This window comes from Propionivibrio sp., from assembly GCF_029255185.1.
Classification (GTDB): Bacteria; Pseudomonadota; Gammaproteobacteria; order Burkholderiales; family Rhodocyclaceae; genus Propionivibrio.
In genome coordinates this window covers 1-25,189 of record NZ_JAPUVO010000065.1, presented here as the reverse complement: position 1 = coordinate 25,189, position 25,189 = coordinate 1, and the positions used below count along the sequence as shown (strand labels likewise).

Annotated in this window: 18 protein-coding genes; 13 read left to right on the top strand and 5 right to left on the bottom strand. The window is 57.4% G+C overall.

Annotation, left to right across the window (positions count from 1 at the left end):
• The first annotated feature begins 286 nt into the window (after positions 1-286).
• The 6 genes from Q1J43_RS03195 (at position 287) to phoU (ending at position 8,317) form a co-directional block, all read left to right on the top strand.
• On the top strand, positions 287-2,074 hold the full coding sequence (locus Q1J43_RS03195; protein ID WP_301100901.1) for a DUF1302 domain-containing protein: 1,788 nt from the start codon (positions 287-289) through the stop codon (positions 2,072-2,074).
• Between the two features lie 141 nt (positions 2,075-2,215).
• Positions 2,216-3,481 (top strand): DUF1329 domain-containing protein, encoded by a 1,266-nt coding sequence (locus Q1J43_RS03190; RefSeq protein WP_301100900.1) that lies wholly within the window; start codon positions 2,216-2,218, stop codon positions 3,479-3,481.
• Between the two features lie 7 nt (positions 3,482-3,488).
• The gene (locus Q1J43_RS03185) at positions 3,489-4,463 is read left to right on the top strand and encodes a YCF48-related protein (RefSeq protein ID WP_301100899.1); all 975 of its coding nucleotides are present in this window, start codon (positions 3,489-3,491) and stop codon (positions 4,461-4,463) included.
• Positions 4,456-6,822, top strand: coding sequence for an efflux RND transporter permease subunit (locus Q1J43_RS03180; RefSeq protein ID WP_301100898.1), 2,367 nt, complete (start codon positions 4,456-4,458; stop codon positions 6,820-6,822). Before Q1J43_RS03185 ends, Q1J43_RS03180 begins: the two co-directional genes overlap by 8 nt.
• Before the next feature lie 55 nt (positions 6,823-6,877).
• Positions 6,878-7,540, top strand: coding sequence for a ribose-5-phosphate isomerase RpiA (rpiA, locus tag Q1J43_RS03175; RefSeq protein WP_301100897.1), 663 nt, complete (start codon positions 6,878-6,880; stop codon positions 7,538-7,540).
• Positions 7,541-7,615: 75 nt separating this feature from the next.
• Positions 7,616-8,317 (top strand): phosphate signaling complex protein PhoU, encoded by a 702-nt coding sequence (gene phoU / locus Q1J43_RS03170; RefSeq protein WP_301100896.1) that lies wholly within the window; start codon positions 7,616-7,618, stop codon positions 8,315-8,317.
• Positions 8,318-8,356: 39 nt separating this feature from the next.
• Here phoU and Q1J43_RS03165 read toward each other — a convergent pair whose 3' ends face one another.
• From Q1J43_RS03165 to Q1J43_RS03150, 4 genes are all read right to left on the bottom strand, one after another.
• Positions 8,357-8,629: an oxidative damage protection protein gene (locus Q1J43_RS03165; RefSeq protein WP_301100895.1), complete on the bottom strand. Its 273-nt coding sequence runs from the start codon at positions 8,627-8,629 to the stop codon at positions 8,357-8,359.
• Between the two features lie 61 nt (positions 8,630-8,690).
• A complete protein-coding gene (gene argA, locus Q1J43_RS03160) occupies positions 8,691-10,010 on the bottom strand; it encodes an amino-acid N-acetyltransferase (RefSeq protein ID WP_301100894.1) in 1,320 nt (439 codons plus the stop codon).
• A 4-nt stretch (positions 10,011-10,014) separates the two neighbouring features.
• Positions 10,015-11,520: a polyphosphate:AMP phosphotransferase gene (pap, locus tag Q1J43_RS03155; protein ID WP_301100893.1), complete on the bottom strand. Its 1,506-nt coding sequence runs from the start codon at positions 11,518-11,520 to the stop codon at positions 10,015-10,017.
• Positions 11,513-12,274, bottom strand: coding sequence for a 16S rRNA (uracil(1498)-N(3))-methyltransferase (locus tag Q1J43_RS03150; RefSeq protein WP_301100892.1), 762 nt, complete (start codon positions 12,272-12,274; stop codon positions 11,513-11,515). The genes pap and Q1J43_RS03150 overlap by 8 nt, the downstream gene beginning before the upstream one ends.
• Before the next feature lie 55 nt (positions 12,275-12,329).
• Between Q1J43_RS03150 and Q1J43_RS03145 the strand changes: the two genes are divergently transcribed.
• Positions 12,330-12,881, top strand: coding sequence for a thioredoxin family protein (locus tag Q1J43_RS03145; RefSeq protein WP_301100891.1), 552 nt, complete (start codon positions 12,330-12,332; stop codon positions 12,879-12,881).
• A gap of 18 nt (positions 12,882-12,899) precedes the next feature.
• Here the strand turns inward: Q1J43_RS03145 and Q1J43_RS03140 are convergent, their stop codons facing one another.
• Entirely contained in the window at positions 12,900-15,110 is a 2,211-nt protein-coding gene (locus tag Q1J43_RS03140) for a SulP family inorganic anion transporter (protein ID WP_301100890.1), read from the bottom strand.
• A 407-nt stretch (positions 15,111-15,517) separates the two neighbouring features.
• Between Q1J43_RS03140 and Q1J43_RS03135 the strand changes: the two genes are divergently transcribed.
• From Q1J43_RS03135 to Q1J43_RS03110, 6 genes are all read left to right on the top strand, one after another.
• Positions 15,518-17,986 carry a glycogen/starch/alpha-glucan phosphorylase gene (locus Q1J43_RS03135; RefSeq protein WP_301100889.1) on the top strand — a complete coding sequence of 823 codons (2,469 nt, stop codon included), beginning with the start codon at positions 15,518-15,520 and terminating at the stop codon, positions 17,984-17,986.
• A gap of 1 nt (position 17,987) precedes the next feature.
• A complete protein-coding gene (gene glgB, locus Q1J43_RS03130) occupies positions 17,988-20,180 on the top strand; it encodes a 1,4-alpha-glucan branching protein GlgB (RefSeq protein ID WP_301100888.1) in 2,193 nt (730 codons plus the stop codon).
• Positions 20,168-22,177 (top strand): glycogen debranching protein GlgX, encoded by a 2,010-nt coding sequence (gene glgX, locus Q1J43_RS03125; RefSeq protein WP_301100887.1) that lies wholly within the window; start codon positions 20,168-20,170, stop codon positions 22,175-22,177. The genes glgB and glgX overlap by 13 nt, the downstream gene beginning before the upstream one ends.
• An 11-nt stretch (positions 22,178-22,188) precedes the next feature.
• Complete coding sequence (gene malQ / locus Q1J43_RS03120; protein ID WP_301100886.1) at positions 22,189-23,742, top strand: 4-alpha-glucanotransferase; 1,554 nt, start codon at positions 22,189-22,191, stop codon at positions 23,740-23,742.
• Positions 23,743-24,326: 584 nt separating this feature from the next.
• Entirely contained in the window at positions 24,327-24,566 is a 240-nt protein-coding gene (locus tag Q1J43_RS03115) for a ribbon-helix-helix domain-containing protein (protein WP_301100885.1), read from the top strand.
• On the top strand, positions 24,566-24,985 hold the full coding sequence (locus Q1J43_RS03110; protein WP_301100884.1) for a putative toxin-antitoxin system toxin component, PIN family: 420 nt from the start codon (positions 24,566-24,568) through the stop codon (positions 24,983-24,985). The genes Q1J43_RS03115 and Q1J43_RS03110 overlap by 1 nt, the downstream gene beginning before the upstream one ends.
• Positions 24,986-25,189: the final 204 nt, after the last annotated feature.

Below are 25,189 nucleotides of genomic sequence, written 5' to 3'. Positions count from 1 at the left end.
TCTTGCTTCTCCGTCTCCATGAGTCACCCCAAAAAGACAGAAAACTACACAATTCCAAACGCTGTGAACAGCCCCTCTGTAACTCATTGAGCGTAAACGATTATTTCTGTGGGTCGACGACAATGGCATTCGCATTTTGATGCAATGTCGCATTTTGATGCAATTGCCCTGAGCGATGGAAAGAGAGAGTATTGTTTAGTCCGTAATGTGCTAGGATCACCCGGCTGGAGCGGGGAGACCGGAAAGGTATTTTTGTGCAGTAATGAAGTCGCGATTGGGAGTTGTCATGACCACTAATAGACGGCACGCGTTGCGCTGGCATGGTGTATTGTTTTCGCTGATCATGGCGGCCTATGCCCCCTGGGTTAACGGCGTTGTCATCGGGGATCCGGACGGCGTCAACGGCTACTTCGATACGACAATGTCCTATGGCGCGGCATGGCGAGCGGCAAGCAGGGATGCCCACGGCGTCGGAGCCGACAATGGCGGCAAGGGCAGCAACAACGCGGATGACGGCAACCTCAACTACGACAAAGGCAAGCTCGTGTCCTCGCGGCTTAGCGCGACGCATGAACTGGACCTGCGTTATCGCAACTTCGAATTCTTCGGTCGCGCCAATTACTTTTACGATTTTGAAAATTTCAATCGCACCGGGCCGGCGCCGGTAGTTGGCGGCGTGCGCGGCAGTGGATATACCCTGGGTGACCGCGCCCAGGAATTGGTGGGCCGCGACTTCAGGTTGCTCGACGCCTATCTGAAGGGAACTTTCAGCCTAGGCGAGCGCACAACGCAGGTGCGCCTGGGGAACCAGGTGGTCAGCTGGGGGGAAAGTTTCTATATCCCGAACGGCATCAATGTGATCAACCCGGTCGATGTGGCCAAGCTGCGTGCTCCGGGATCGGAACTCAAGGAGGCGCTGCTGCCGACGCCTATGCTATGGGCATCACAGGAAATCTCGAGCAATGTCCACGCCGAGGCCTATGTCGCAGCGCAGTTTAAAAAAATCGAGATTGATCCGCGCGGCACTTTTTTCAGCACCACCGATATTGTCGGGGGCGATGGCCATACCTTGTACCTAACCGGCCCGGATCAACACTTCCCGCCAGCACCTTTCGGCACACAAACCATCAGTCGTAGCAGTGACCGCGACGCCCCTGACCATGGCGAATACGGGCTGGCCTTGCGCATTCTGGCGCCCGCACTTAAAGACACCGAGTTTGGACTTTACTACGTCAATTACCACTATCGCGCGCCTATCGTTTCGCTGCATCGGGGCGGCGTGAACGTCGCTGGCATTCCCTTTCCTCCTTTTGACGGCAGCGGAGCGCCCACCAGCGCTGCCGCAGACTATTTTGTCGAGTACCCCAAAAACGTGCGCCTCTACGGCGTGAGTTTCAACACCACCGGCCCCGCCGGCATCGCGTTGCAAGGCGAATACTCGTACCGTCCGAATCTGCCCTTGCAGGTTTCCGTCGGTGAGCTGATTCTGGCCGCCATCGGCCTGCCCAACAGCGTCACCGGTTTGGGCGCAGCGGCCAATAGTGTCCCGGTGGGAACAGAAATCAGCGGCTATCGCCGCGTGTCCATGCAGCAGGCGCACCTGTCCGCGAGCAAGGGGTTTTCCCATGTTCTGGGGGCCGACCAGCTTGTTGTCTTCGGCGAGGCGGCCTACACCCGACTCGGCCTCGACGCCGGAGTTAATTTTGCCGGCTACGGCGAAACGACCCCGGCAGGGTCTTTTGGTGCGCCAACGAGCAGCGCTGGACAGGGCTTTGCCACTCGCAATTCCTGGGGTTACCAGGTTTCGTTCAGGGCGGATTACAACAATGCGATCGGGCCGGTACAGCTCTCTCCACACCTGGCCTTTTCGCAAGCCGTGCGCGGCGTGAGCCCGACCTGGAATGAAGGGACCAAGTCCGTCAGCGTAGGCCTGAGCGCCACTTTCAAAGGGCAGTGGCGCGGCGATATCAGTTATACCGGTTTTTGGGGGGGCAGAACCTTTAACGATTCGGTCGACACGAATGGGCTGAGGGATAGAGACTTCGTTTCAGCGAGCTTGAGCTATGCCTTTTGAGCCAGGCTTTGTAGCGCTCAACTCAATTAAGGAAGTGCAAAAATGGTCAAACGCCTAACTGCATCAGCTTTCTCCGCAACGGTAATGGTGCTCATATTGGCGAATGCGCACGCCCAAACTGGGTCCGGCGACGCGGCTCAATTGGGAAAAAGTCTCACGCCTGTGGGAGCGGTCGCCGCCGCCAATGCGGCGGGCACCATACCGGCCTGGGATGGCGGCCTGACGAAACCGCCTGCCGACTTCAAGCCAGGCGGGCATTACCCGGATCCCTATGCCAACGACCGCCCTTTGTTCACCATCACGGCAGACAACGTGGATCAGTATCGGGAGCACTTGACACCGGGCCAGGTAGCGATGCTCAAAAAATACCCGACGTACAAAATCGTCGTCTATCCGACACGCCGCAGTGCCTCGTTTCCCAAGGCCTTTTATGACGACACACTCTCTGCAGCAACCCATGCCAAACTCGCTCCCGGCGGCAACAGTGTTTTAAACACGACCAGCGGCGTCCCATTTCCAATTCCGCACGATGGCCAGGAAGCCATCTGGAATCATCTGCTGCGCTACCGTGGCGACACTTATGGAACGACCTGGACGGAGGCTCCAGTCCTGCGCAATGGCGACTACACGCCTGCTCGCCAAACCTTCGAATACGATTTTTCCTACGCCAACCTGGCTAAACCGCCGGCGGCGCGTGAGCCCAACCGCATGATGAATTTCTTTGAGCTGCTGCTCTCGCCGCCACGCCTGGCCGGGACACTGCTGTTGATCTACGAGCCTATCGATCAAGTCAAAGAACCGCGCCGCAGTTGGCTCTATTCGCCGGGCCAGCGCCGTGTGCAGCTCGCCCCCGAGTTTGCCTACGACTTTCCTGCCGAAGCGAGCGATGGCATGCGCACTTATGATGACTTCAACATGTTCAACGGGGCGATCGACCGCTACGACTGGAAGCTCATCGGCAAACAGGAAGTCTATATCCCCTACAATTCCTACAAGATTACCGGCAACAGCATCAAACACTCTGACATCATTCGGCCAGGACATCTCAATTCCGAGTACGGGCGCTATGAATTGCACCGGGTCTGGGTGGTTGAAGCGCAGCTCAAACCGGGCGTGCGACATATTTACGCGAAGCGGGTATTCTATCTTGACGAAGACAGTTGGGCGGCCGTCCTGACCGATAAATACGACGCGCATGGTCAACTGTGGCGAGTTGCCGAGGCACACTCGATCAATCTCTACAATATTCCAATGTACTATCAAACGGTCGAAGCGCATTACGACCTGCAGTCCGGTCGCTATGACGTTATGGGTTTGCGCAACGAAGAACCCAGAGTCTACGAACCTTTAAAACGCAGCGCGGCCGACTTTACGCCGTTCCGGCTGCGCGAACTCGGCACGCGTTGACGCTGACATGCCGGCATGCCCAACTGCAGGGCCGTCTACCGTCGCAGTTCTGATTTTTGCCGCGGCTTTTGGCGCCCTCGGTGTTGCCCAGGCTGCTTCCACCGTTCCCGTTCCCGTTCCCATTGCACCGCGCACGCTGGCACGCATCGTTTTGCTCGATGTGGTGCGCGCCGGTGATCGCACTATCGCTGTGGGTGAGCAGGGCTACATCGCCATTTCCGACGACCAGGGCAAGACCTGGCGGCGTGCTGCAACGCCGACCGAAGCCACCTTGACAGCGGTGTATTTTGTCGACACTGAACACGGTTGGGCAGTTGGGCATCAATCGGTCATCCTGCACAGTAACGATGGCGGTATAACGTGGCAACGGCAATCAGCGCCCCAGACTGCCGTGACCTTGCTTGATGTCTGGTTCATGAACACGCGACATGGTATTGCTGTCGGCGCCCATGGCGCGTTTTTTCGAACGGACGACGGAGGGAATTCCTGGCACGCCCAAGTTATCTTGAACGGTGAAGACCGCCATCTCAATGCAATCGCCGGAGGCGTCGACGGAAAGGTGTTTATTGCCGGCGAGGATGGCTTGCTCTATGGCTCAAATGACGGTGGCACAACGTGGATCCGGCGAAAAACGCCCTATGAAGGTTCTTATTTTGGAGTGCTCCGGCTCGCTGCGCACGAGGTTCTGATTTTCGGCCTGCGCGGCCACATTCTGCGCTCCAGCGATGACGGTGTAACTTGGCGAGAAAGTCGCAGCAATAGCTCAGCCTCTCTTCTCGGCGGCGGCTGGGTAGGCTCCAAGACAGTCGTGCTCGGCGGTCGTGTCGGAACCGTACTGATCAGTCGCGATCGAGGCAAGACGTTTAGCCGGTTGGCCTCATCAATTCGCAACGACTATGCCGCTGTCCTTCCGCTTGCGGCGCGGTCAGTGCTTTTGGTCGGCCAAGGTGGGCCGGTATTAAGCCGCCTGAGCGATGACTGAAACCAAAAGTTCGCTGGCGGGCAAGGCGTTAGGCGGGTGGATTCTCGCACGCCGCCTTATGCTGTTGGTGATTTTTATTCTGATCACCTTGAGCTTGGTTTACTCTGCGACCCGGCTGCGAGTCGATGCCGGGTTTCAAAAAACGATCCCGCTGAGCCATCCGTACATGCAAAGCTTCACACGGTATCAAGGTACCTTTGGCGGCGCCAACTACGTACTCGTGGCGCTGATGCAAAAAAAGGGCGATATTTTTACCCCGGAGTTTTTCACAGCCTTAAAGAATCTGAGCGATGACATTTTCTTTATGCCGGGAATAGATCGTTCCAGGGTTAGCTCGATTTTTTCCTCCGATGCACGCTATATCGAAATCGTTGAAGAAGGCTTCTTGGCTGGGCCGATTGTTCCGGCGCGCTTTGGCGGCACGCCCGCCGAACTGCAAACCGTGCGCGAGAACATCCTTAAATCGAACGAGATCGGCGGTCTGGTAGCCAAAGAGTTGAATGGCGCGCTGGTCCGTGCAGAACTGTTCGACGTCGATCCGGCAAGTGCTGGGCATCTTGATTATCCAGAAATTGCCCGCCAGCTTGAACACATTAGGGAAAAATATGAAACGCCCGAACTGAGCGTCCATATCGTTGGCTTTGCCAAAGCGATAGGTGACATCGCCGATGGCGCTAGACAGATGATTCTTTTTTTCGGCCTGGCTTTCCTGCTAACCTCCGCATTGCTTTATGGCTATTTCAAGTCAGCGAAGCTTGCCGCACTGACCTTGCTCGTCGCACTACTGCCTGTGCTATGGCTGCTCGGCACACTGCCCGCTCTAGGCTACGGCATCGCCCCCTTGTCAATTCTGGTTCCTTTCCTGATTTTTTCGATCGGCGTGTCACACGCCGTACAAATGGTAAATGCATGGATGACAGAGCGTTCAGGAGGCGCCGACAGTCTTACTGCCGCGCGCTGCGCATTTTCAACGCTCTTCATTCCGGGGGCGCTCGCGATGCTGGCCAATGCCGCGGGCTTTCTGGTGATCATGTTCATCGAAATAGAAATCGTTCGCGAATTCGCAATCACTGCAAGCCTTGGCATCCTGTTGATGCTCGTGGCCAACAAGGTTTTGCTGCCGATTTTGCTGTCTGCAACCGCTCTTCCGCGCCGCTGCGTCCCGGTCGTGCGTCTTTGCAATGCGTCGATATGGCATAAGCTCGCCGGCTTGGCGAAGCGGCGGCACGCAAGCTGGGTTTTAATCGCCACGTCCCTGGTACTCGCGACTGCATTCTGGCAAGCGCGCGAGATGAAAATAGGGGATCTCGGAACCGGCATACCCGAATTGCGCGAAGATTCCCGTTACAACCTCGATACGGCAGTTATTACCCGCAATTTTTCAATCGGCGCCGATGTGCTATCCATCGTGGCACAAACGCATGGTCTCGAATCGGCATGCCTGGACTATGAGGTGATGAGCGCTATCGATCGCTTTGGCGAGCATATGCAAGAGGTCGACGGCGTACAGTCGGTGCTCTCCCTGACACAGATTGCAAAGCGAGTTAATGTCGCTTTAAATCAGGGCAATTTAAAATGGCATGGACTTCCGAGCGACCCTCGTGCCCTTGCTGCAGCCCTTCGCCCGCTTGGCACTCACAGCGGACTCTTCAATTCCGATTGCAGCGCAATGCAAATCATCGTTTCAATGGAAGATCATCTGGCCGACACCATCCGTCGAGCAATCCGCGAAGCAAAAACCTTAGCAGCCGCGCCACACAGTCCGCACGTCGAGTTCAAATTGGCTGGCGGTAACGTAGGCATCATGGCCGCAACCAACGAAACTATCGCGGCGGCCGAAAATAAAATACTGGCGGCGCTTTTCGCTTCGATTTCTCTGCTGTGTTTAATTGCGTTTCGCAGTATCAGAGCAACGCTTTGCATGGTCTTGCCGCTCGCACTTGCCGCGTTGCTGTGCACGGCGTTCATGGCAAGCGCTGGCATCGGACTTAAGCCGTCGACTTTGCCGGTCATTGCTTTTGGGATTGGCATTGGCGTCGATTACGGAATTTATCTTTATGGGCACATGCAGAATCATTTGCGCACTGGTATGCCATTGCACACGGCGTTTGCCGACGCATTGCGTCAGCGCGGCAGCGCGATCGCCTTCACGGCGCTCACAATGGCTGCGGGCGTCGCGATGTGGGGTTTTGCAGATCTCAAGTTTCAGGCGGATATGGGGATTTTGCTAGCATTCATGTTCCTGGCAAATCTGGTCGGTGCACTGGTGCTGTTGCCGGCGCTCGCCGCATGGGTTCTTCCCCCGCACTCACAACTTAGCACTTTGTCATTGGAGTCCGTGGTGTCACACGAAACGTAAATTGGCTAAATTGGCTAAAATGCTGGCTTTCCCCATGCCGACAGGACACCGCACAATGAACCAGGACGCACTCAAACAAGCAGTGGCTCGCGCCGCACTGGCCTATGTGGTTGAAGGCAAAATTGTCGGTGTGGGCACAGGCTCGACAGCCAGGCTGTTCATTGAAGCGCTGGCCGAAATGAAAAACAGAATCAGCGGCGCCGTAGCCAGTTCCGAAGACACCCGGCAGCGCCTGGAAGGGCACGGCATCAAGGTCTTCGACCTCAATGAGGTATCGGAGCTTGCGGTCTATATCGACGGTGCTGATGAAATCAATGCCGAGTTGCATATGATCAAGGGCGGCGGTGGCGCCTTGACGCGCGAAAAGATCGTTGCCGCCGTCGCCAAAAAATTTGTTTGTATCGTCGATGAATCGAAGCTGGTGCCGGTACTGGGAAACTTTCCCCTGCCGCTTGAAATCATTCCGATGGCCAGAGCCCACGTCACGCGCGAACTCACCAAAATTGGCGGCGCCCCGGTGCTACGCGAAGGTTTCGTCACCGACAACGGCAACCTGATTCTGGACGTCAATGGATTGCAAATTCTCGACCCGGTCGATCTGGAAACACGCTTGAACCAGATCACTGGCGTAGTCTCCAACGGCTTGTTTGCCTGCCGCCCGGCCGATGTCTGTTTGCTCGGCACCAGCGACGGGGTACGGACACTCAACGCCTGCTGAAACATAACCGTAATCTTGATGCATTAAACTTCAAGAGCCGATATTTCCTGGCAATACAATTCTGGAGCAGAAACAATGAGCGACCACACGTCTAAGAATTTCGATCTTGAACTCGAAAGCCTGCGCACCCGCGTTTTGCAAATGGGCGGCCTGGCTGAAGAGCAGATTCGCAAGTCGATCGAAGGTCTCTACAGCGGCGATCAGTTGATTCTGGAATCGGTCATTCGCGACGACGATCTGATCAACCAAATGGAAATCCAGATCGAAGCTTCTTGCTATCAGGTCATCGCCAGGCGGCAACCGACAGCGGTTGATTTGCGTATGGTCGTCTCAGTACTCAAGGCCATATCCGATCTGGAGCGCGTCGGCGACAAGGCGCGCAAGATTGCACGCCTGGGCATATCGCTGACCAGCCAGCCGGCAGCAGGCACGCTGAATATCGAGTTGAGTCATATGGCCGAAACATCCTTGAAGATGTTGCGCATGTCGCTTGACGGTTTCGCCCGTCTTGATCTTCGCCTGGTCACTGACGCGCTGCATCTGGATGCCCTGGTCAACGCCGAGTATCAGTCCGTTGCCCGCCAGTTGATCACCTACATGATGGAAGATCCGCGCACCATCACGCGCTCGCTGGACATTCTGTCGATCGCCAAGGCCATCGAGCGAATTGGCGATCATGCCAGTAGCATCGCAGAATACGTGGTCTTCATGGTCAAGGGACTGAACGTGCGGCATGCTACGGCCGACGAAGTCGAAGCGAAAATCGCCAACAGTTGAGCTTGCACCTGACGCCCCTCACGGGGCTTGTCCGGGAAATCAGGCGCTCGGCGGCACGTAGCCCTGGACCTGATCGACACCCTCACCAAAGAAGTGTTTCTCGATCTGTTCGGCCAGATATTTGCGATGTGCAGCATCAGCCAGATTCAGGCGATTCTCGTTGATGATCATCGTCTGCATGCGAATCCACTGCTGCCACGCTTCTTTTGACACGCCCTCATAAATCCGCTTGCCAAGCTCCCCTGGATAGGGCGGAAAGTCCAGCGCTTCGGCCTCGCGACCGAGCTTGATGCAATTGACCATTCTTGCCATGAAATTGACTCCGTGAAACATGCAGAAGATTCGTTAAAAGAGCGGGGGATTATAAAGGGGCTTACAAGGGTTTGGCGAACACCTTGGATCGGCGTTGCAGGTTATAGACCAGGCGCTTTTCTGCCGGCAACTGATCGACCGACTGCTCGGCAAACCCGCGCTCCTTGAACCAGTGTGAGGTTACCGTGGTCAGCACGAACAGGCGCTTGATTCCGACTGCGCGCGCACGCACTTCGATGCGCTTTAACAACTGCTCGCCATAACCCCAGCGACGATAGTGCGGATGCACGGCGACGCAGGCTAGTTCGGCCTGATCATCGCCATAGGGATAAAGCGCAGCGCAACCAACGATCAAGCCATCGTGCTCAACCACCGAGAAGCGGGTGATCTCACGTTCGAGCAGTTCGCGCGAACGACGAACAAGGCTTCCATTTTCCTCGAGCGGTTCGATCAGCGCGACGAGGCCGCTAATGTCATCCGGACGGGCGTCACGCAGGATCTCAAGCGATTCGCGGGTGATGATTGTACCCACGCCTTCGCGCGAAAAAAGTTCGCGCAGCAAGGTGCCGTCCTCGTTGAATCCGATCAAATGCACCCGACCAACACCGGTACGACTAGCGCGCACGGCGCAGGGCAGATAACGCTTGAGATCCGGCGACAGCCAGTCACCGATTGTCACCAAGCGTTCAGCCATATCCGAGGTCAGCTCGTCGAGCAGTTTGCCATCAATATCCGTCACCCCCTGGCTATCGGTCAGAAAAATAAGTTTGTCGGCAGCGATGGCGCTGGCCGTCGCCTCGGCGACTTCTTCCATCGCCAGGTTGAATATTTCGCCGGTCGGGCTGGCGCCCAGGCACGAAAGAATGACGATATTGCCGATGCTAAGCTGGGCCCGAATTCCATCGGCATCAATCTTACGAACGCTCCCCGCGTACTGCATGTCCACACCGTCGAGCACGCCAAGGGGTTTGGCCGTAATGAAATTACCGGCAATAACGCGAATCGTGCTGTTGGCCATCGGCGTATCGGGCAAGCCTTGCGATAGCAGCGCGTCAATTTCCAGATACACACTGCCCACCGCATCGATCACGCAATCGAGCGTCGCTGCGTCAGTCACCCGATAGCCTCCGTGGGTAACCGATTTGATGCCCTTTTCGGAGAGCTCCTCCTCGATCTGCGGACGTGCCCCATGCACCAGCACCAGGCGCACGCCGAGGGCGGCAAGTAGATTGGCGTCATAGGCCAGAGTGCGCGCCAACGGCCCGGAAATCGCTTTGCCGCCGAAGGCAATGACAAAGGTCTTGCCACGGAAAAGATTGACATAGGGCGCAACCGAGCGGAACAGGGATACAAAGTGGGCGGGACTTAACTCGTCGGACATAGCGTTATTTACCTTTGACCTTTGATTTGACATCATTCAAGGCGCTTTCCAGACGCTCACAGATGGTGCGCAGGATCTTCACCCGAGCGAAACTCTTGTCATTGGCTTCAACCAGCGTCCACGGTGCGGTACTGGTGCTCGTCCGGTCAACCATGTCGCATACGGCCGAGTGATAGGCCTCTGCCTTTTCGCGGTTGCGCCAGTCCTCCTCGGTAATCTTGAAGCGCTTGAACTCGATCTTCTCGCGTTCCTTGAAACGTTTAAGCTGCTCCTTGTCGCTGATCTGCAACCAGAATTTTATGACAATTGCACCATCCTTGTGCAGCTCATGTTCGAAGTCATTGATCTCGGTATAGGCCCGCAACCAGTCAGCTTCGGAACAAAAGCCCTCGACCCGCTCAACGAGGACGCGGCCATACCAGGTACGATCAAAAATGCTCACCCGGCCAACACGCGGAATTTGTCGCCAGAAACGCCAGAGGTAAGGCTGTGCGCGCTCCTCTTCGGTCGGTGCGGCGACGGGAATGATCTGATACTGGCGGGCATCCATCGCCGCCGTGATGCGCCTGATGCTACCTCCCTTGCCCGCCGCGTCCGACCCCTCGAACGCGAGGATCAAGGAGCGCTTGCAGAATTCAGGATGACGAACGAGTTCGGAGAGTCGCCCCTGCCACTTGGCGAGTTGGGTTTCATACACGTTCTTATCGAGCTTCTGCGTCAGATCGAGCGCTGTCAGCACATCAAGGAAATCGATCTTCGGCGCCAACGGCGGCGCCACCGGGAAGTTCTGATCGCGCTGGTCGGCCAGGCGCTTTTGCAAGGCATCAAGAACGATCTTGCCGACAGTCAGCGAACGATAGCGATCGTCGGTTCCTTCGACGACGATCCACGGCGCCCACGGCGTGTTGGTCATACGCAACACGTGGCCGGCCGCTTCTTGCAGCTTGTCGTATGTTTTCAGGCGCGCCCAACTCGTCTTGGTTACCCGCCAGGCGGTCCGAGGATTTTTTTCCAGCGCTTTGAGGCGCTGGCGTTGGCCATCCTTGGCAAGGTGGAACCAGAACTTGAGAACCAGCGCCCCCTCATTGACCAGCATCGCCTCGAAGCGGTTGATCTGATCCATGCGTTGATCCAGATCGCCCTTGTCCAGTTGACCAAGAATGCGATCACGGATCGGGTCTGAATACCAGGAGCCGGCAAAGATCCCGATTCGGCCCTTGGGCGGCAAAGCCCGCCAGTAGCGCCACATATAGGGCCGCTCGCGCTCTTCGTCGCTCGGCGCCGAAAATGCGAGGGTCGATAGAAAGCGCGGGTCCATCCATTCGTAGAGCACATTGATGGTCTCTCCCTTGCCCGACCCATCAACGCCGCTAATCAGAATGACGACCGGAAATTTCCCGTTCTCGCGCAAATCAAATTGCGCATCGAGCAGCGCAGCGCGCAGCTTGGGCTCCTCCTCGCGAAAAGTTTCCTTGGCTATCCTGTGCCCAAGCTCTGCCGATTCAAACATGATCCGCTCTCTCTCTGAAGTCACCCCATAAACACTGTATCGCTGCCAACGCGGCCAGCCCGGCAGTTTCGGTACGCAGAATGCGCGGCCCAAGCCGAAGCGGGACATAACCGGCCTGTGTGGCCATCTCGATTTCCTCAGGCGCCAGCCCGCCCTCGGCACCAATGAGCAATTCAAGCGCCCCTCCTGGTGCTGGCGGCGCAATACTGTCCAAGGTCTGCGTCGCTCCGGGGGCAAGCATCAAGCGCAACACACCCTTGCCGGCCGCTTGCCCCAGCCAGCAATCAAGCCCGGCCAGCGCCGCCACCTCCGGCACCCGGTTACGCCCGCACTGCTCGCAGGCCGATAGCACCACAGCGCGCCAGTGAAGAAGTCGGCGCAGCGCACGCTCGCCATCGAGGCGCACCACGCTGCGCCGCGATGCCACCGGAATGATGCGTGCCACACCCAGCTCGACGGCTTTCTGCATCGTCATGTCCATCTTCTCGCCGGACTGCAGGGCCTGCACCAGCGTCACCTTGATCGGTGCTTCACATTCCGCGTCACGCCATTGCAGCACATCGACCGTCACCTGCTCGCGATTAATTTCAGCGATCCGCGCAGCATACTCGCCGCCGGCGCCATCGAACAGCACAAGATCGTCGCCGACGCGCAGACGCAGCACCCGGCCGGCATGCCTTGCCGCATTTTCCGGCAAGGCCATGCGTGCATTGGCGGCAAGGGGCATGGGGCAGTAAAAACGTGGCGTCATCATGATGATATTATAGGGACATCAGGCAGTCATCGTCGCCCACAGGAGGATTGCATTTATGGCCATCAGCACCCCGCTGTGCAATTTCGGCTGGAAAGCACCGGATTTTGAACTGAGCGACACCTCCGGTGCGCAACAGACTCTGGACACGCTGCGCGGCCCCAGTGGCCTGCTGTTGATGTTCATCTGCAACCACTGCCCCTACGTCAAGGCCATCATCGACCGCATCTGTCGCGACGCACTGGAACTGCAAGCGATGGGCTTCGGAGTCGCGGCGATCATGAGCAACGACACGCAGGCCTATCCGGAAGACTCCTTCGCCAACATGCAAACGCTGGCCAGAACCTTGGATTTCTCTTTCCCCTACCTCTACGACCCGACCCAGAAGGTCGCACACGACTATGACGCCGTGTGCACACCGGATTTTTTCGGCTTCAACAAGGAACTGCAACTACAGTACCGCGGCCGTCTCGATTCGAGCCGTACGGCGCCAGCGGCAAGCGATGCGCGGCGCGAACTGGTCGACGCCATGCGCCAGATTGCCGCTAGCGGTCGTGGCCCGGCCGAACAGGTGGCGAGCATGGGCTGCTCAATCAAGTGGCGCGCTTGAGCCGCTCTCTGGGGCCTTTCAGTTTTCCTGCAGCAGCGTCAACTCGTTGTCCGTATGCCGCAGACGTATAGCCAGCGTACGGGCGATCTGTGAAATCAGAACGAAGGCGATGCGCTTGTGTGCTTCGGCCAGGTAGCTGAATTTTTCATGCGTCAGTACGTAGAGTTCCGCATCGGTTGATGCGATGGCATCGTTACTGCGCGGCTGCTGATCGAGAAACGCCAGCCCGCCAAAAAACTCGCCGCGGCCGTAGGTGGCGATGTGGCACAAGCGCGAACTTCCGCCCACGTAGCCCATGATCCGTACTTCACCACTACGAAGCAGGTAGAGATCTGCCCCGGAATCGCCACGCGAAAAAATAGTCTCTCCGGCTTTGCATGAGCGCGACTCCATGCAGGCTTTGAGATCAGTCAGCGTATCGGGTTTGCTGCCTTTGAACAGTTCGATCTGGTGTAGCTCAAGCGGCGGTAAATTGGCGTCCGTTTTGACCATCTCGCCGAGCAGGCGATCTTCAACCCATTCAATGGCCGCCTCAAGCGACGGCATGAAAATCACCGTTGTGCCATTCGCAACCAGCCCGGCCAGTTCAAAAAACTCGCGCAGATTTCGGCCATTGGGCAAGTTTTCGCGAACATTGGAGAGCAAGAGCGGAACATTTCGTTCGGACAGGACATCGCGCACCAGGTTGAGCATGTGTGCCGCGGTGACATCCACCGACTGCACACGCTGCATGTCGAGTATCAGATAGTCGGTCACCGCCAGTTCAGGTTCAAGTGTCAGATAAAGTTGATGGGTTGTGCCAAAGAACAGACTGCCCTGCAGCTCGAAAATGACGGCAGTATTGCCTTTCTGTTCAAGAATCTTCATTTCGACTTCCGGGCGGAACCAGGTCGACGAACGCTGGCCGACAAAGCTCTTGCGCCGCACCACATTGCCGCCCACCTGTTCCCGCAGGAAAAGGAGGATCGAGAGAATGACCCCGACGGCGGAGGCGGCAATCAGCCCGACAAAAATCGCCACGCCAACAACTGCCAGCACCACCGAGAAATCCAGCACGGTCGACCGCGATTCGAGGAAGCGCAATGGATCGGTGTCAATCATGCGCAAGCCGACGACGATCAGAACCCCACTCAAGGTCGCAATGGGAATCCAGGCGACAAAGGAACCCAGCAGCAGGGCCACAATCAGCGCCATCATTCCTTCGACGATGCCGGAAATCCGCGTCTTGCCGCCACTGGAGAGGTTGACCAGGCTGGCGCCCATGGTTCCGGCGCCCGGCATGCCGCCAATCGTTGAGGCCACCACATTGGCAAACCCCTGCGCAGCCAGTTCGCGATTCGGATCATGACGTGTGCGTGTCATCTGATCGAGTACAACACAGGTTTTCAGGGTGTCAATGGAGAGCAGTGCAGCCAGCGTGATCGCACTGCCAACAAGTCCTGCCACCTGCGAAAGCTTGAGTTCGCCAATTTGATTCCAACGATTGGTGATCAGTTCGACATAGCCTTCGCCGGTCGCCCCGAGCGGACCAATGACCAGCGTATTTCCGTCCAGTACAAGCAACGAGGGATCGGTGCTGGCAATACCCGCGTAGGTCAGGATGCCGGCAAGAATGCCGATGATCGTCCCCGGCACGGCCTTGGTCAGCTTTGGCGCCACCAGCATCGCAACGACGGTGACACCGCCTACGGCCAAACTACGCCAGTCCCAATGCTGCGGTGTAATCAACACGTCCAGCCAGGACGTTCCAATGGGTGCTCCGGCAAACTTCGGCAACTGACTGCCGATGAGAATCAGGCCGACGCCGGAGAGATAGCCGCTGACCACCGGATACGGAATGTATTTGATCAGCCTGCCAAAGCCGAGAAAACCGATGAGCGTCTGGATCAGGCCGGTGAGGATGCCGAGCACGGTCATCATCAGCACCACGGCGACCGGCTGCACTCCCTGCCCTACCAATTGGATGGCGAATGCTGAAAGCACAGCCGCCGCAGGCGCACAGGGCGCACTGATCAGGCGGTCCGTACCGCCAAACGTTGGCGCCAGGAGTCCGAGAGCGGTCGCCCCCAGAATGCCGGCCAACGCACCGAACGCTGCGTAATGCGGGCTGATCGCCGAATAAACGGTGACACCGAAGGCCACCGCTGCCGGCAAAGCCACCAGCATGGCAGCGAAGCCTCCCCAGAAGTCCCCTGAATGGCGCATCCATGTTCCGGAAAATTCGCGCATTATCCTTGCTCCAAAGTAGGTGAACTTTTTGTTGCAGCAGAGGCTGGAACTATACATCAGCGTTTGCTCAAAGAGCGTTTGACTGCATACACAATTGCGTATGACCTGTGTATATTCCGCTGCCAAAGCCATCGCGCGCCAAGCGCTGACTTACATCGCACTTGGCGGCCACCACAACTTATGTAATGCTACCAACCTTGCTGGCTCAGCCTGAGAGGCTATGAAAAATTATTACTGCCTGCCTTCCACGCTCGTCACCCCGGCAAAAGCGACCGAAGGGAGTGCAGGGCACGGGGTCTAGCTCGTTTGTCTGATTGTTCTATCAGAGGAAGGCACTGGATTCCGGCTTGATTCACAGCCTCTGACCCCGTGCCAGACTTTGTTCATCTTTCTGGAGTACTTGACCGATGTCTGATGTAAAGAAAGCTAAAATTGCCAAGATTGATGGCGTTGCGCTGCACGCTGAAATCGACGACAAGCTGCTTAAATCGGTTGCTGCCGAGCCCATTACGGCCAATACCAAGGAACTGTACAAAGCACTCGCACTGGTCGCTCGCGATCAATTGGCGCAGCGTTGGGTGAGAACTCAGGTCGACGACCGCAAAAACAAGGTGCGGCGCATCTACTACATGTCCATGGAATTTCTGGTTGGGCGTTCGCTGAACAACGCACTCTCGGCGCTCGATCTGCGTGACAGTGCAGAAGCCGCTTTCGCCAAAGTTGGCGGCCCTTCGCTGACCGACCTCATTGAATGCGAACCGGATGCCGCGCTCGGCAATGGCGGCCTTGGTCGCCTGGCGGCCTGCTTCCTCGACTCGATGGCGACGCTGGAACTGCCGTCCTGGGGTTATAGCATGCGCTATGAGTACGGCATGTTTGCGCAATCGATCATCAATGGCGGGCAGATTGAGCATCCCGATTCCTGGCTGTCCGACGGTACGCCGTGGGAGTTTCCGCGCCCGGGAACCCGTTTTACCGTCAATTTTGGCGGCAGCGCCGAACACCACGGCGAGTGGGCCGAATGGAACCCCGCGGAAGCGGTGGAAGGACGGGCCTTCGACTACGTCATTCCTGGCCATGGCACCGACCGGGTCAGCACCCTGCGCCTGTGGAAAGCCGGAGCGCCAGCGCAAATTGACCTGAACGCCTTCAACTCAGGCGACTACGCGCGCGCCGCCGAATTCAAAAACCGCTTCGAGAATATTTCCTGGGTACTGTACCCAAACGACACCACACCCGCCGGTCGCGAACTGCGTCTACGGCAGGAATATTTTTTCGTTTCCGCATCGTTGCAGGATATCTTGTTTCATCATCTGGAGGAGTACGGCAGCCTGCACAATCTGGCCGATCAGGTTGCCATTCATCTCAACGATACCCACCCGGCAATCAGCGTCGCCGAACTGATGCGCTTGCTCTGCGATGATCATGGCATGCTGTGGGCTGAAGCCTGGAGTCAATGCACGCGCATTTTCTCCTACACCAATCACACCCTGATGCCCGAGGCCCTGGAAACCTGGCCAATCGGCCTGATGAACTATCTGCTACCACGCCACATGCGCATCATCTATCGCATCAACCAGGATTTCCTCAAGGAAGTGGCGTTGCGCTATCCTGGTGACATTGATCTGATTCGCCGCCTCTCGCTCATTGATGACGGTGACGGCAGCGAAGAAAACAAACGGGTGCGCATGGCCCACCTCTCCATCGTTGGCAGCCATCGGATCAACGGGGTTTCGCAGTTGCATTCTGATCTAATGGTCAAGACGATCTTCGCCGATTTTGCCAAGCTTTACCCGGAACGTTTTCACAACAAAACCAACGGTGTCACACCCCGCCGCTGGCTGGCGCAAGCCAACCCTGGACTGGCCGGCCTGCTTGACGAGCATCTTGGCAAAGACTGGCGACTGAACCTCGACCACCTGAAGGAGCTGCGACCGCTCGCCAAGAACAAGAATTTTCGCAAGCAGTTTGCCGCCGTCAAGCGCTGCAACAAACTGCGACTGGCTGACTACATCAAGCGCGAGACTGAGGTCATTCTCAATCCGGACAGTCTGTTCGACGTGCAGGTCAAGCGTATTCACGAATACAAGCGGCAACTTCTCAACGTGCTGCACGTAATCACCCGCTACAACGCGATTCTGCACGGACTGGCTGACGATACCGCTCCACGTTGCGTGATCTTCGCGGGCAAGGCCGCATCGTCCTATCACATGGCCAAGCAGGTGATCCGGCTGGTTCACGACGTCGCCAGCGTGATCAACAGCGACCCGCGCACGCAGGACCTCCTGAAAGTGGTGTTCGTCCCCAACTATGGCGTTTCGATCGCCGAACTGATCATGCCGGCAGCCGATCTTTCCGAGCAGATTTCCACAGCAGGAACCGAGGCTTCGGGCACCGGCAACATGAAGTTCTCGATGAACGGTGCACTCACCATTGGCACCGAGGATGGCGCCAATATCGAGATCCGGGACAACGTGGGTGCCGAAAACATTTTTATCTTTGGCAACACAGCGCCTCAGGTCGAAGCCATCCGCAAATCAGGTTACGATCCAAAATCCATTTACCTGAATAATCCAATGCTCAACGAAACATTGAACAAGCTCGACGGTGGATTTTTTTCACCCAACGACAAGAAACGCTATCACGACGTTTTCAACTGCCTGGTAAATTACGGCGATCACTACCTGTTGCTCGCTGACTATGCGGATTACATCGAAACGCAAGCCCGGGTTGACACGCTGTTTTTGACACCCGCCGAATGGCAGCGCAAAGCCATTCTCAATGTCGCTGGCATGGGCAGTTTTTCCTCTGACCGCACCATCCGCGACTACGCTGTCGACACATGGAACATGAGCTCACTACTCAAGAAAGCCTGAAATGCTTAACAAATCAGCCGTTATTTCCCTCTGCCGTGGCGAACATGGCGACCCGTTTTCCGTTCTCGGGCTGCACGCCGACACCAAGGGCCGCCTCTGGTTGCGCACGCTGCAACCTGGCGCCAACTCGGTTTTTGTTATCGATGCCGAGAGCGGGCAGGTTCTGATCGAACTCCCGCAACGCAAAATTGACGCCTTGGGCGAGGCCTCGGGGTTTTTCGAAACATCCATTCTTGGCCACAATAAGCATTTCGAGTATCGCCTGCGCATCGTCTGGCCGGGCGGCGTCCAGGAGATCGAGGACCCCTACTGTTTTCCGACAGTGCTCGGCGAACTTGACGTCTGGCTGCTTGCCGAAGGCTCCCATCTGCGCCCCTTCGAATGCCTGGGTGCTCATTTGCGTGAGATCGACGGCGTGCACGGAACTGCCTTTGCCGTCTGGGCGCCTGATGCACAACGGGTCAGCGTCGTCGGCGACTTCAATACCTGGGATGGCCGTCGCCACCCCATGCGCCTGCGCCGTGAATGTGGCGTCTGGGAAATCTTTCTGCCAGGCGTTGGCGAAGGCGCCTGTTACAAGTATGAAATCCGTTCGCAGGATGCTCAGGTGCTTCCGCTCAAGGCCGACCCCTATGGCTTTGCCGCCGAAATGCGTCCATCGACCGCCTCGATCGTCTGTGCCTTGCCGCAGATCGCGTCACGCTCAAGCGTTGCCGCCGGCAGCAAGCTGGACACTGCGATATCGATCTACGAGGTGCACCTTAGTTCATGGCGGAAAACCGAAGACGGCGGTTTCCCGGATTGGCAGCGCATCAGCGAAACACTGATCCCTTACGTCGTCGAACTGGGTTTCACGCACCTTGAACTCTTGCCGATTTCCGAACACCCCTTCGACGGCTCGTGGGGCTATCAACCGCTCGGCCTGTACGCGCCAACGGCACGCTTTGGCTCACCACAAGGCTTTTGCGACTTCGTTTCGGCCTGCCATACGGCCGGGCTCGAAGTCATCATCGACTGGGTGCCAGCGCATTTCCCGACCGACGAACACGGTCTGGCCCGCTTCGACGGACGGCCACTTTACGAACACGCCGACCCGCGTGAAGGCATGCATCAGGACTGGGGGACGCTGATCTACAACTTCGGCCGGCGCGAGGTCTTCAACTATCTGGTCGGCAACGCCCTTTTCTGGATCGAGCACTACGGCATTGATGGACTGCGTGTTGACGCCGTGGCGTCGATGCTTTATCGCGACTACAGCCGCGAAGCCGGGCAGTGGATACCCAATATCTACGGTGGCCGTGAAAACATCGAAGCGGTTCATTTCCTGCGCCGCATGAACGAGACGCTTGGGCAGGAGTGTCCTGGCGCGGCGACCTTTGCCGAGGAATCAACTGCCTGGCCGGCGGTGAGCCGCCCGCCGTCGATGGGAGGCCTGGGATTTCATTACAAGTGGAACATGGGCTGGATGCACGACATCCTCGACTACATGAAACACGAACCGATCCATCGCCGTTATCACCACAACCAGCTCACCTTCGGTCTGCTCTACGCCTTTACCGAAAACTTCGTTCTGCCCCTGTCGCACGATGAGGTGGTACACGGCAAAGGCTCGCTGATCAGCAAAATGCCCGGCGACTATTGGCAAAAGTTCGCCAATCTGCGCACGCTCTACGGTTTCATGTGGGGACATCCGGGCAAGAAGCTGTTATTCATGGGTGGCGAATTTGCTCAGTGGAACGAGTGGGATGACGAAAAGTCGCTCGATTGGAGCCTGCTTGACTTCCCGCAACACGAAGGAATACGCCGCCTGATCGTCGATCTGAACCGGCTCTATCGCGACACCCCGGCACTGCACGAAATTGATTTCGACCCGGCCGGATTTGAGTGGATCTCCGCCAACGATGCCGACAACTCGGTACTCGCCTTCATCCGCCGAGGCCATGACCGTTCGCGTGCGATGCTTTGTGTCTGCAACTTCACTCCCGTCATTCGCCACAATTACCGGCTGGGCGTTCCCGGTCCGGGCCTCTACCGCGAACGCCTCAATACCGACTCCAAATATTACGGGGGAAGCAATGTGGGCAACCCGTTTGGTATCGTAGAAGCCGAACCGACCCCAGCACACGACCGTGAATGGTCAATTTCGCTGATACTGCCGCCGCTGGCCACCGTGTTTTTCGAATGGGAAACGTAAATCTTAACGCTGGCCTGCAAGCAGGGCGGCCCTGGCCGCTGGGGGCGCATTGGGATGGATCCGGAGTTAATTTCACCCTCTTCTCGGCCAATGCCGAGCGGGTGGAATTGTGTATTTTTGCTGGCGGAACCCTGCATACGCTGCCATTGCCCAAGTGCACCGATCAAGTCTGGCACGGCTATTTGCCTGGCGCCACTCCTGGTCTTTGCTACGCCTACCGCGTGCATGGTCCTGACCTGGCCGGCAACCGTTTCGACCCACACCGCCTGCTGCTTGACCCCTATGCGCGAGAACTGAGCGGGACTTTTTCCTATACCGCCTCCCCATCCTCACTCAGCGGCCTGAGAGCCTGTGTCGTCGATGAAGCTTTCGACTGGGGCCAGGATGCACCGCCGGCGATTCCCTGGGCCGATTCGATCCTTTACGAAGTCCATGTCAAGGGGGCGACATGGCAACATCCCGGCGTTCCCGAAGCCCTGCGCGGAACCTACACCGGACTGGCTTCGCCGGCCATGATCGCGCATTTCAAGCAGCTCGGCATTACCGCCGTCAATCTCCTGCCAGTACATTATTTTCTTGACGAAGAGCGCCTGGTCAATAGTGGTCTGACCAACTACTGGGGCTATAACACACTCGCCTTCTTTGCCCCAGAACCACGTTATGCTGCTCGCATAGGCGCTCAGTCAGTCATTGCCGAATTCCGTTCGATGGTGCGTTCGCTGCACGCCGCCGGAATCGAAGTCATTCTCGACGTCGTCTTCAACCATAGCGCCGAAACGGACGAGTCCGGACCGACGGTCTCATTTCGTGGCATCGACAATGCCAGCTATTACCGTCTGCCGGCCAATGACCGTAATCTCTACGAGAATTTCAGCGGCTGCGGCAACACCCTCAACCTGGCCAATCCGAGAGTATTACAACTGGTCATGGACGCGTTGCGCTACTGGGTTGGCGAAATGCATGTCGACGGCTTCCGTTTTGATCTGGCCGCGACACTCACCCGCGACAGCGGCTTTCTTGCAGCGGTCCGACAGGACCCCTTGCTGGCGTCGGTCAAAATGATTGCCGAGCCCTGGGACATGGGTCCGGATGGCTATCATCTGGGTCGCTTTCCTCCCGGCTGGAGCGAGTGGAACGACCGCTTTCGCGACCTGGCGCGCTCTTTCTGGTTGTCTGGCGAAGCCGAGCCGTCCGCCATGGCACAAAGACTGGCCGGTTCGAGCGAGATTTTCCGCCATTCTGGGAGGACTCCGCAGGCCGGCATCAATTTCATCACCGCGCATGATGGCTTCACCTTGCGCGACCTAGTCAGCTATCAGTACAAGCATAACGAACTCAACGGCGAGAATAACCACGATGGACATGATCACAATCTCTCCTGGAATTGCGGTGATGAGGGCGAAAGTAACGACCCGGTGGTTCTCCAGCGCCGCCATCATCTACAACGTGCGCTGCTGACCACGCTTTTTGTGGCCCAGGGCGTACCGATGCTGCAAGGGGGTGATGAACTCGGTCGCACGCAGTCCGGCAACAACAATGCCTACTGCCAGGACAACGCCTTGACCTGGCTCGACTGGCAACACGCTGACGCCGACCTGATTGAGTTTACTGCCGGGCTCATCAGCCTGCGCCTGCGCTTCCCGCAACTTCGACGTAGCACCTGGCTAACTGGTGCAAGCACTACCCAGGGACAACGCGACATCGTCTGGTGGCATCCGAGCGGACGCGAGATGAGCAGCAATGACTGGCATTCGCCGCACCGGGGCGCACTAGCCTTCTTTCTTGCACCCGAAAACACAGGCGACACTACCGATGGCAATGCCCAGACCCTTTTGGTTCTGATCAATCGTGATGCCGACGCCCAGACCTTCCACCTGCCACCAGGTTCCTGGCAACAACTCTGCGACAGCAGCAGCAACGCGCCCTTTGCCTTGTCGCTACGTCAGGCCACCAGCACCTTGGCGGCACGCAGCGTACAACTCATGGCGCAGGGATAAGGGATAAGGCCATGCCACTTCATCGACACAGCGGAATTCTGCTACACCCGACCTCGCTTCCCGGACCTTATGGCTCAGGCGACCTAGGGCCAAGCGCCTATCATTTTGTCGACTGGCTGGTCGCCGCCGGGCAAACCCTGTGGCAGGTTCTACCGCTCGGCAACATCGGACCGGGCAATTCGCCCTACATGAGTCCTTCAGCTTTCGCCGGGAATCAGTTGCTGATCGACCTGGCGCAATTACGTAACGCCGGCTGGCTAACTGATGCCGAACTCATTCCTGCCCTCGAATTTACGGGCGCACACGTCAATTTTTCTGTGGTGCAGCCCTTCCGGATGTCACGACTACGTTTGGCAGCGACAAAATTTTTCGCTGATGTCCGACGCAACGCGCGCAAACCTTTCCTGGCATTCTGCGCCGACGCGAGTGGCTGGCTTGATGACTACGCGCTATTCATGGCCATGGACAACAGGTATGGCAAGGTTTGGCAGAAGTGGCCAGCAGCACTGGCGCAACGTGATAAAAAAGCCTTGCATGAGGCCGGCAAAAAACTGGCCGACGAATGCAATTTCTGGCGCTTCTGTCAATGGTGCTTCCACAGCCAGTGGGCCTCGCTCAAGGATTATGCCAACGAAAGAGGGATCGAACTCATTGGCGACATGCCGATTTTTGTTTCTGCTCACAGCGCTGACGTCTGGGCCAATCAAAAATTATTCGATTTGGATACTCAAGGCCAAGCCCGCGTCGTCGCTGGCGTGCCACCCGATTATTTCAGCGCCACCGGGCAACTCTGGGGCAATCCGCTCTACAAGTGGGCGGCGCATGAAGAGCAAGGCTATCGCTGGTGGGTTGAACGGGTGCGCAGAACGCTGGCGCTCTGTGACATCGTTCGCATCGACCATTTCCGTGGTTTTGTATCCTGCTGGGAAATTCCGGCCGACGCTAAAACGGCTGTAAATGGTCAGTGGAAAGCAGGGCCGGGGAGCGCTCTGTTCACGGCCTTGAGCCAGGCACTGCCAGCCGGTCAAGGTCGGAGTGGGCTGAGGATCATTGCCGAGGATCTCGGCGTCATCACGCCCGAAGTCTTTGCCTTGCGCGAAGCAGTGGGACTGCCCGGCATGCGCGTCCTGCAGTTCGCTTTTGATGGCCAGCCTGACAACCTGTATCTGCCGCACAACTTCGAGGCCAACACCGTCGTTTACACGGGCACCCACGACAATGATACGACCTGGGGCTGGTGGAACGCACTGGCCGCGAACGAGAAAGAGTATGTTCGCCGCTATCTCGGAATCAGCGGAGAGTTCAGCGAATGGGACCTGATCCGTATCGCCCTGTCCTCCATTGCCTCGCTCTCAATCATCCCCATGCAGGACATACTCGGGCTCGATTCGAATTGCCGAATGAACCAGCCCGGAGTCGGCGAAGGTTCATGGGAATGGCGTTTCAGTTGGCATCAGGTCGCGCCGTGGCATGCCGAACGACTCGCCGGACTGACACGTCTGTATGGGCGCATGCCAAGGCGCCGGTCGGACAACATCGCGTATGGCCCTTATTTATGCCGCTGATTCGGCCTTCTTCTTTCTTGGCTTCTTAGCCAATGTCTTGCGCTGGTCGAACTTCACTGGCTCCAACGCAGCCATCTCTGGCCACTTTCATCCGAGACCACCCGAAAAGTAAGTGATTTAAACGGCCGGGCGATCGGCGTTAATGCCGTAGCGAAAATGCAAAGTTTTGAAAGCCCTGTCGGCACGGCTGGAACAAACAACTCGCCTTGATAACACCCCATGAACGACACCTTGTTGCCGACTTCATGGCGAATATCGTCGCAAAAAATGGCAGTCAGAATGCGGCCTGTCGTTTTTTTTCATTCTTCGTCCTCTGGGGAAAGCGCATTGGCAAAAACTTCAATCGACACACCAAGTGTCTTTGCAATCTTGCGTACGGCGCTTATCTGCGGGTCAGTTTGCCCCAGTTCAAGGCGTGCTTTGATTGTACGAACCACTACTGCGTACTGCTTGTTGACTTGCGGACAAATCTGCTTGATCGCGTCATTTCAGCCCAGAGAAACGATCGTTTTATCGTACCATTGCGGAAATTGCCTATGGGGTGTATAAACACCTATACACACAAACACTGATTGGAGGGCTTCATGAATACCGTGCGCTGGAACATTGCCGTATCGCCGGACGTGGATCAGTCCGTGCGCATGTTCATCGCAGCACAAGGTGGCGGCCGCAAGGGCGACTTGTCGCGTTTCATTGAGGAGGCCGTGCGTTCCTACCTCTTTGAGCAGGCTGTCGAGCAAGCCAAGTCCGTTGCGGCCGGTATGGGGGAGACCGAACTGAACGACCTCATCGACGAGGCGGTGCAGTGGGCGCGTGAGCACTGATGCGCGTCATACTCGACACCAACGTGTTGCTGGCCGCACTGATTTCGCCGCACAGCCCACCCGACATCATCTATCGTGCCTGGCAAGCGGGGCGCTTCAATTTGGTCACAGGGGCGGTGCAGCTCGACGAACTGCGCCGCGTGAGCCGTTACCCGAAGATCAAGGCCATTTTGCCCGCACATCGTGTCGGCACCATGATCAACAACATGCAGCACGCCATCGTGCTGGGTGATCTACCTCATCTACCTGAGGGTATCGAGGTCAGCGATCCGAACGATGCCTTCCTGCTGGCGATAGCGCTGACCGGCGAGGCCGATTACCTGGTCACTGGCGACCGTCGCGCCGGCCTGCTGCAATGCGGCAGTCTCGGCCGCACGCGCATCGTCACGCCGGCCACCTTCTGCGCCGAGGCGCTTTGATGCCATGCCGGTCAGCCTTCTTACCACCGAACAACGAGAAGGCTTCGGTCGGTATTGAGGCGCAACCGGTAACTATCGGGCGTTATTGGCTAGGCGCGCAGACTGTGCAAAGGCGAGCGAAGCGGGTTGTCGGCGAAGAGTTGTTTCCAGACTCGGGGCGTAAGTTCGTTGGCACGGCTGGCCGGATGTTGCCCGACGCGCTGC

Bases quoted from the DNA above. Each gene is read 5' to 3' on its own strand.
- Q1J43_RS03195 (WP_301100901.1), top strand. From the start codon at position 287: ATGACCACTAATAGACGGCACGCGTTGCGCTGGCATGGTGTATTGTTT.
- Q1J43_RS03185 (WP_301100899.1), top strand. From the start codon at position 3,489: ATGCCGGCATGCCCAACTGCAGGGCCGTCTACCGTCGCAGTTCTGATT.
- Q1J43_RS03180 (WP_301100898.1), top strand. From the start codon at position 4,456: ATGACTGAAACCAAAAGTTCGCTGGCGGGCAAGGCGTTAGGCGGGTGG.
- rpiA (WP_301100897.1), top strand. From the start codon at position 6,878: ATGAACCAGGACGCACTCAAACAAGCAGTGGCTCGCGCCGCACTGGCC.
- phoU (WP_301100896.1), top strand. From the start codon at position 7,616: ATGAGCGACCACACGTCTAAGAATTTCGATCTTGAACTCGAAAGCCTG.
- Q1J43_RS03165 (WP_301100895.1), bottom strand. From the start codon at position 8,629: ATGGCAAGAATGGTCAATTGCATCAAGCTCGGTCGCGAGGCCGAAGCG.
- argA (WP_301100894.1), bottom strand. From the start codon at position 10,010: ATGTCCGACGAGTTAAGTCCCGCCCACTTTGTATCCCTGTTCCGCTCG.
- pap (WP_301100893.1), bottom strand. From the start codon at position 11,520: ATGTTTGAATCGGCAGAGCTTGGGCACAGGATAGCCAAGGAAACTTTT.
- Q1J43_RS03150 (WP_301100892.1), bottom strand. From the start codon at position 12,274: ATGATGACGCCACGTTTTTACTGCCCCATGCCCCTTGCCGCCAATGCA.
- Q1J43_RS03145 (WP_301100891.1), top strand. From the start codon at position 12,330: ATGGCCATCAGCACCCCGCTGTGCAATTTCGGCTGGAAAGCACCGGAT.
- Q1J43_RS03140 (WP_301100890.1), bottom strand. From the start codon at position 15,110: ATGCGCGAATTTTCCGGAACATGGATGCGCCATTCAGGGGACTTCTGG.
- Q1J43_RS03135 (WP_301100889.1), top strand. From the start codon at position 15,518: ATGTCTGATGTAAAGAAAGCTAAAATTGCCAAGATTGATGGCGTTGCG.
- glgB (WP_301100888.1), top strand. From the start codon at position 17,988: ATGCTTAACAAATCAGCCGTTATTTCCCTCTGCCGTGGCGAACATGGC.
- glgX (WP_301100887.1), top strand. From the start codon at position 20,168: ATGGGAAACGTAAATCTTAACGCTGGCCTGCAAGCAGGGCGGCCCTGG.
- malQ (WP_301100886.1), top strand. From the start codon at position 22,189: ATGCCACTTCATCGACACAGCGGAATTCTGCTACACCCGACCTCGCTT.
- Q1J43_RS03115 (WP_301100885.1), top strand. From the start codon at position 24,327: ATGAATACCGTGCGCTGGAACATTGCCGTATCGCCGGACGTGGATCAG.
- Q1J43_RS03110 (WP_301100884.1), top strand. From the start codon at position 24,566: ATGCGCGTCATACTCGACACCAACGTGTTGCTGGCCGCACTGATTTCG.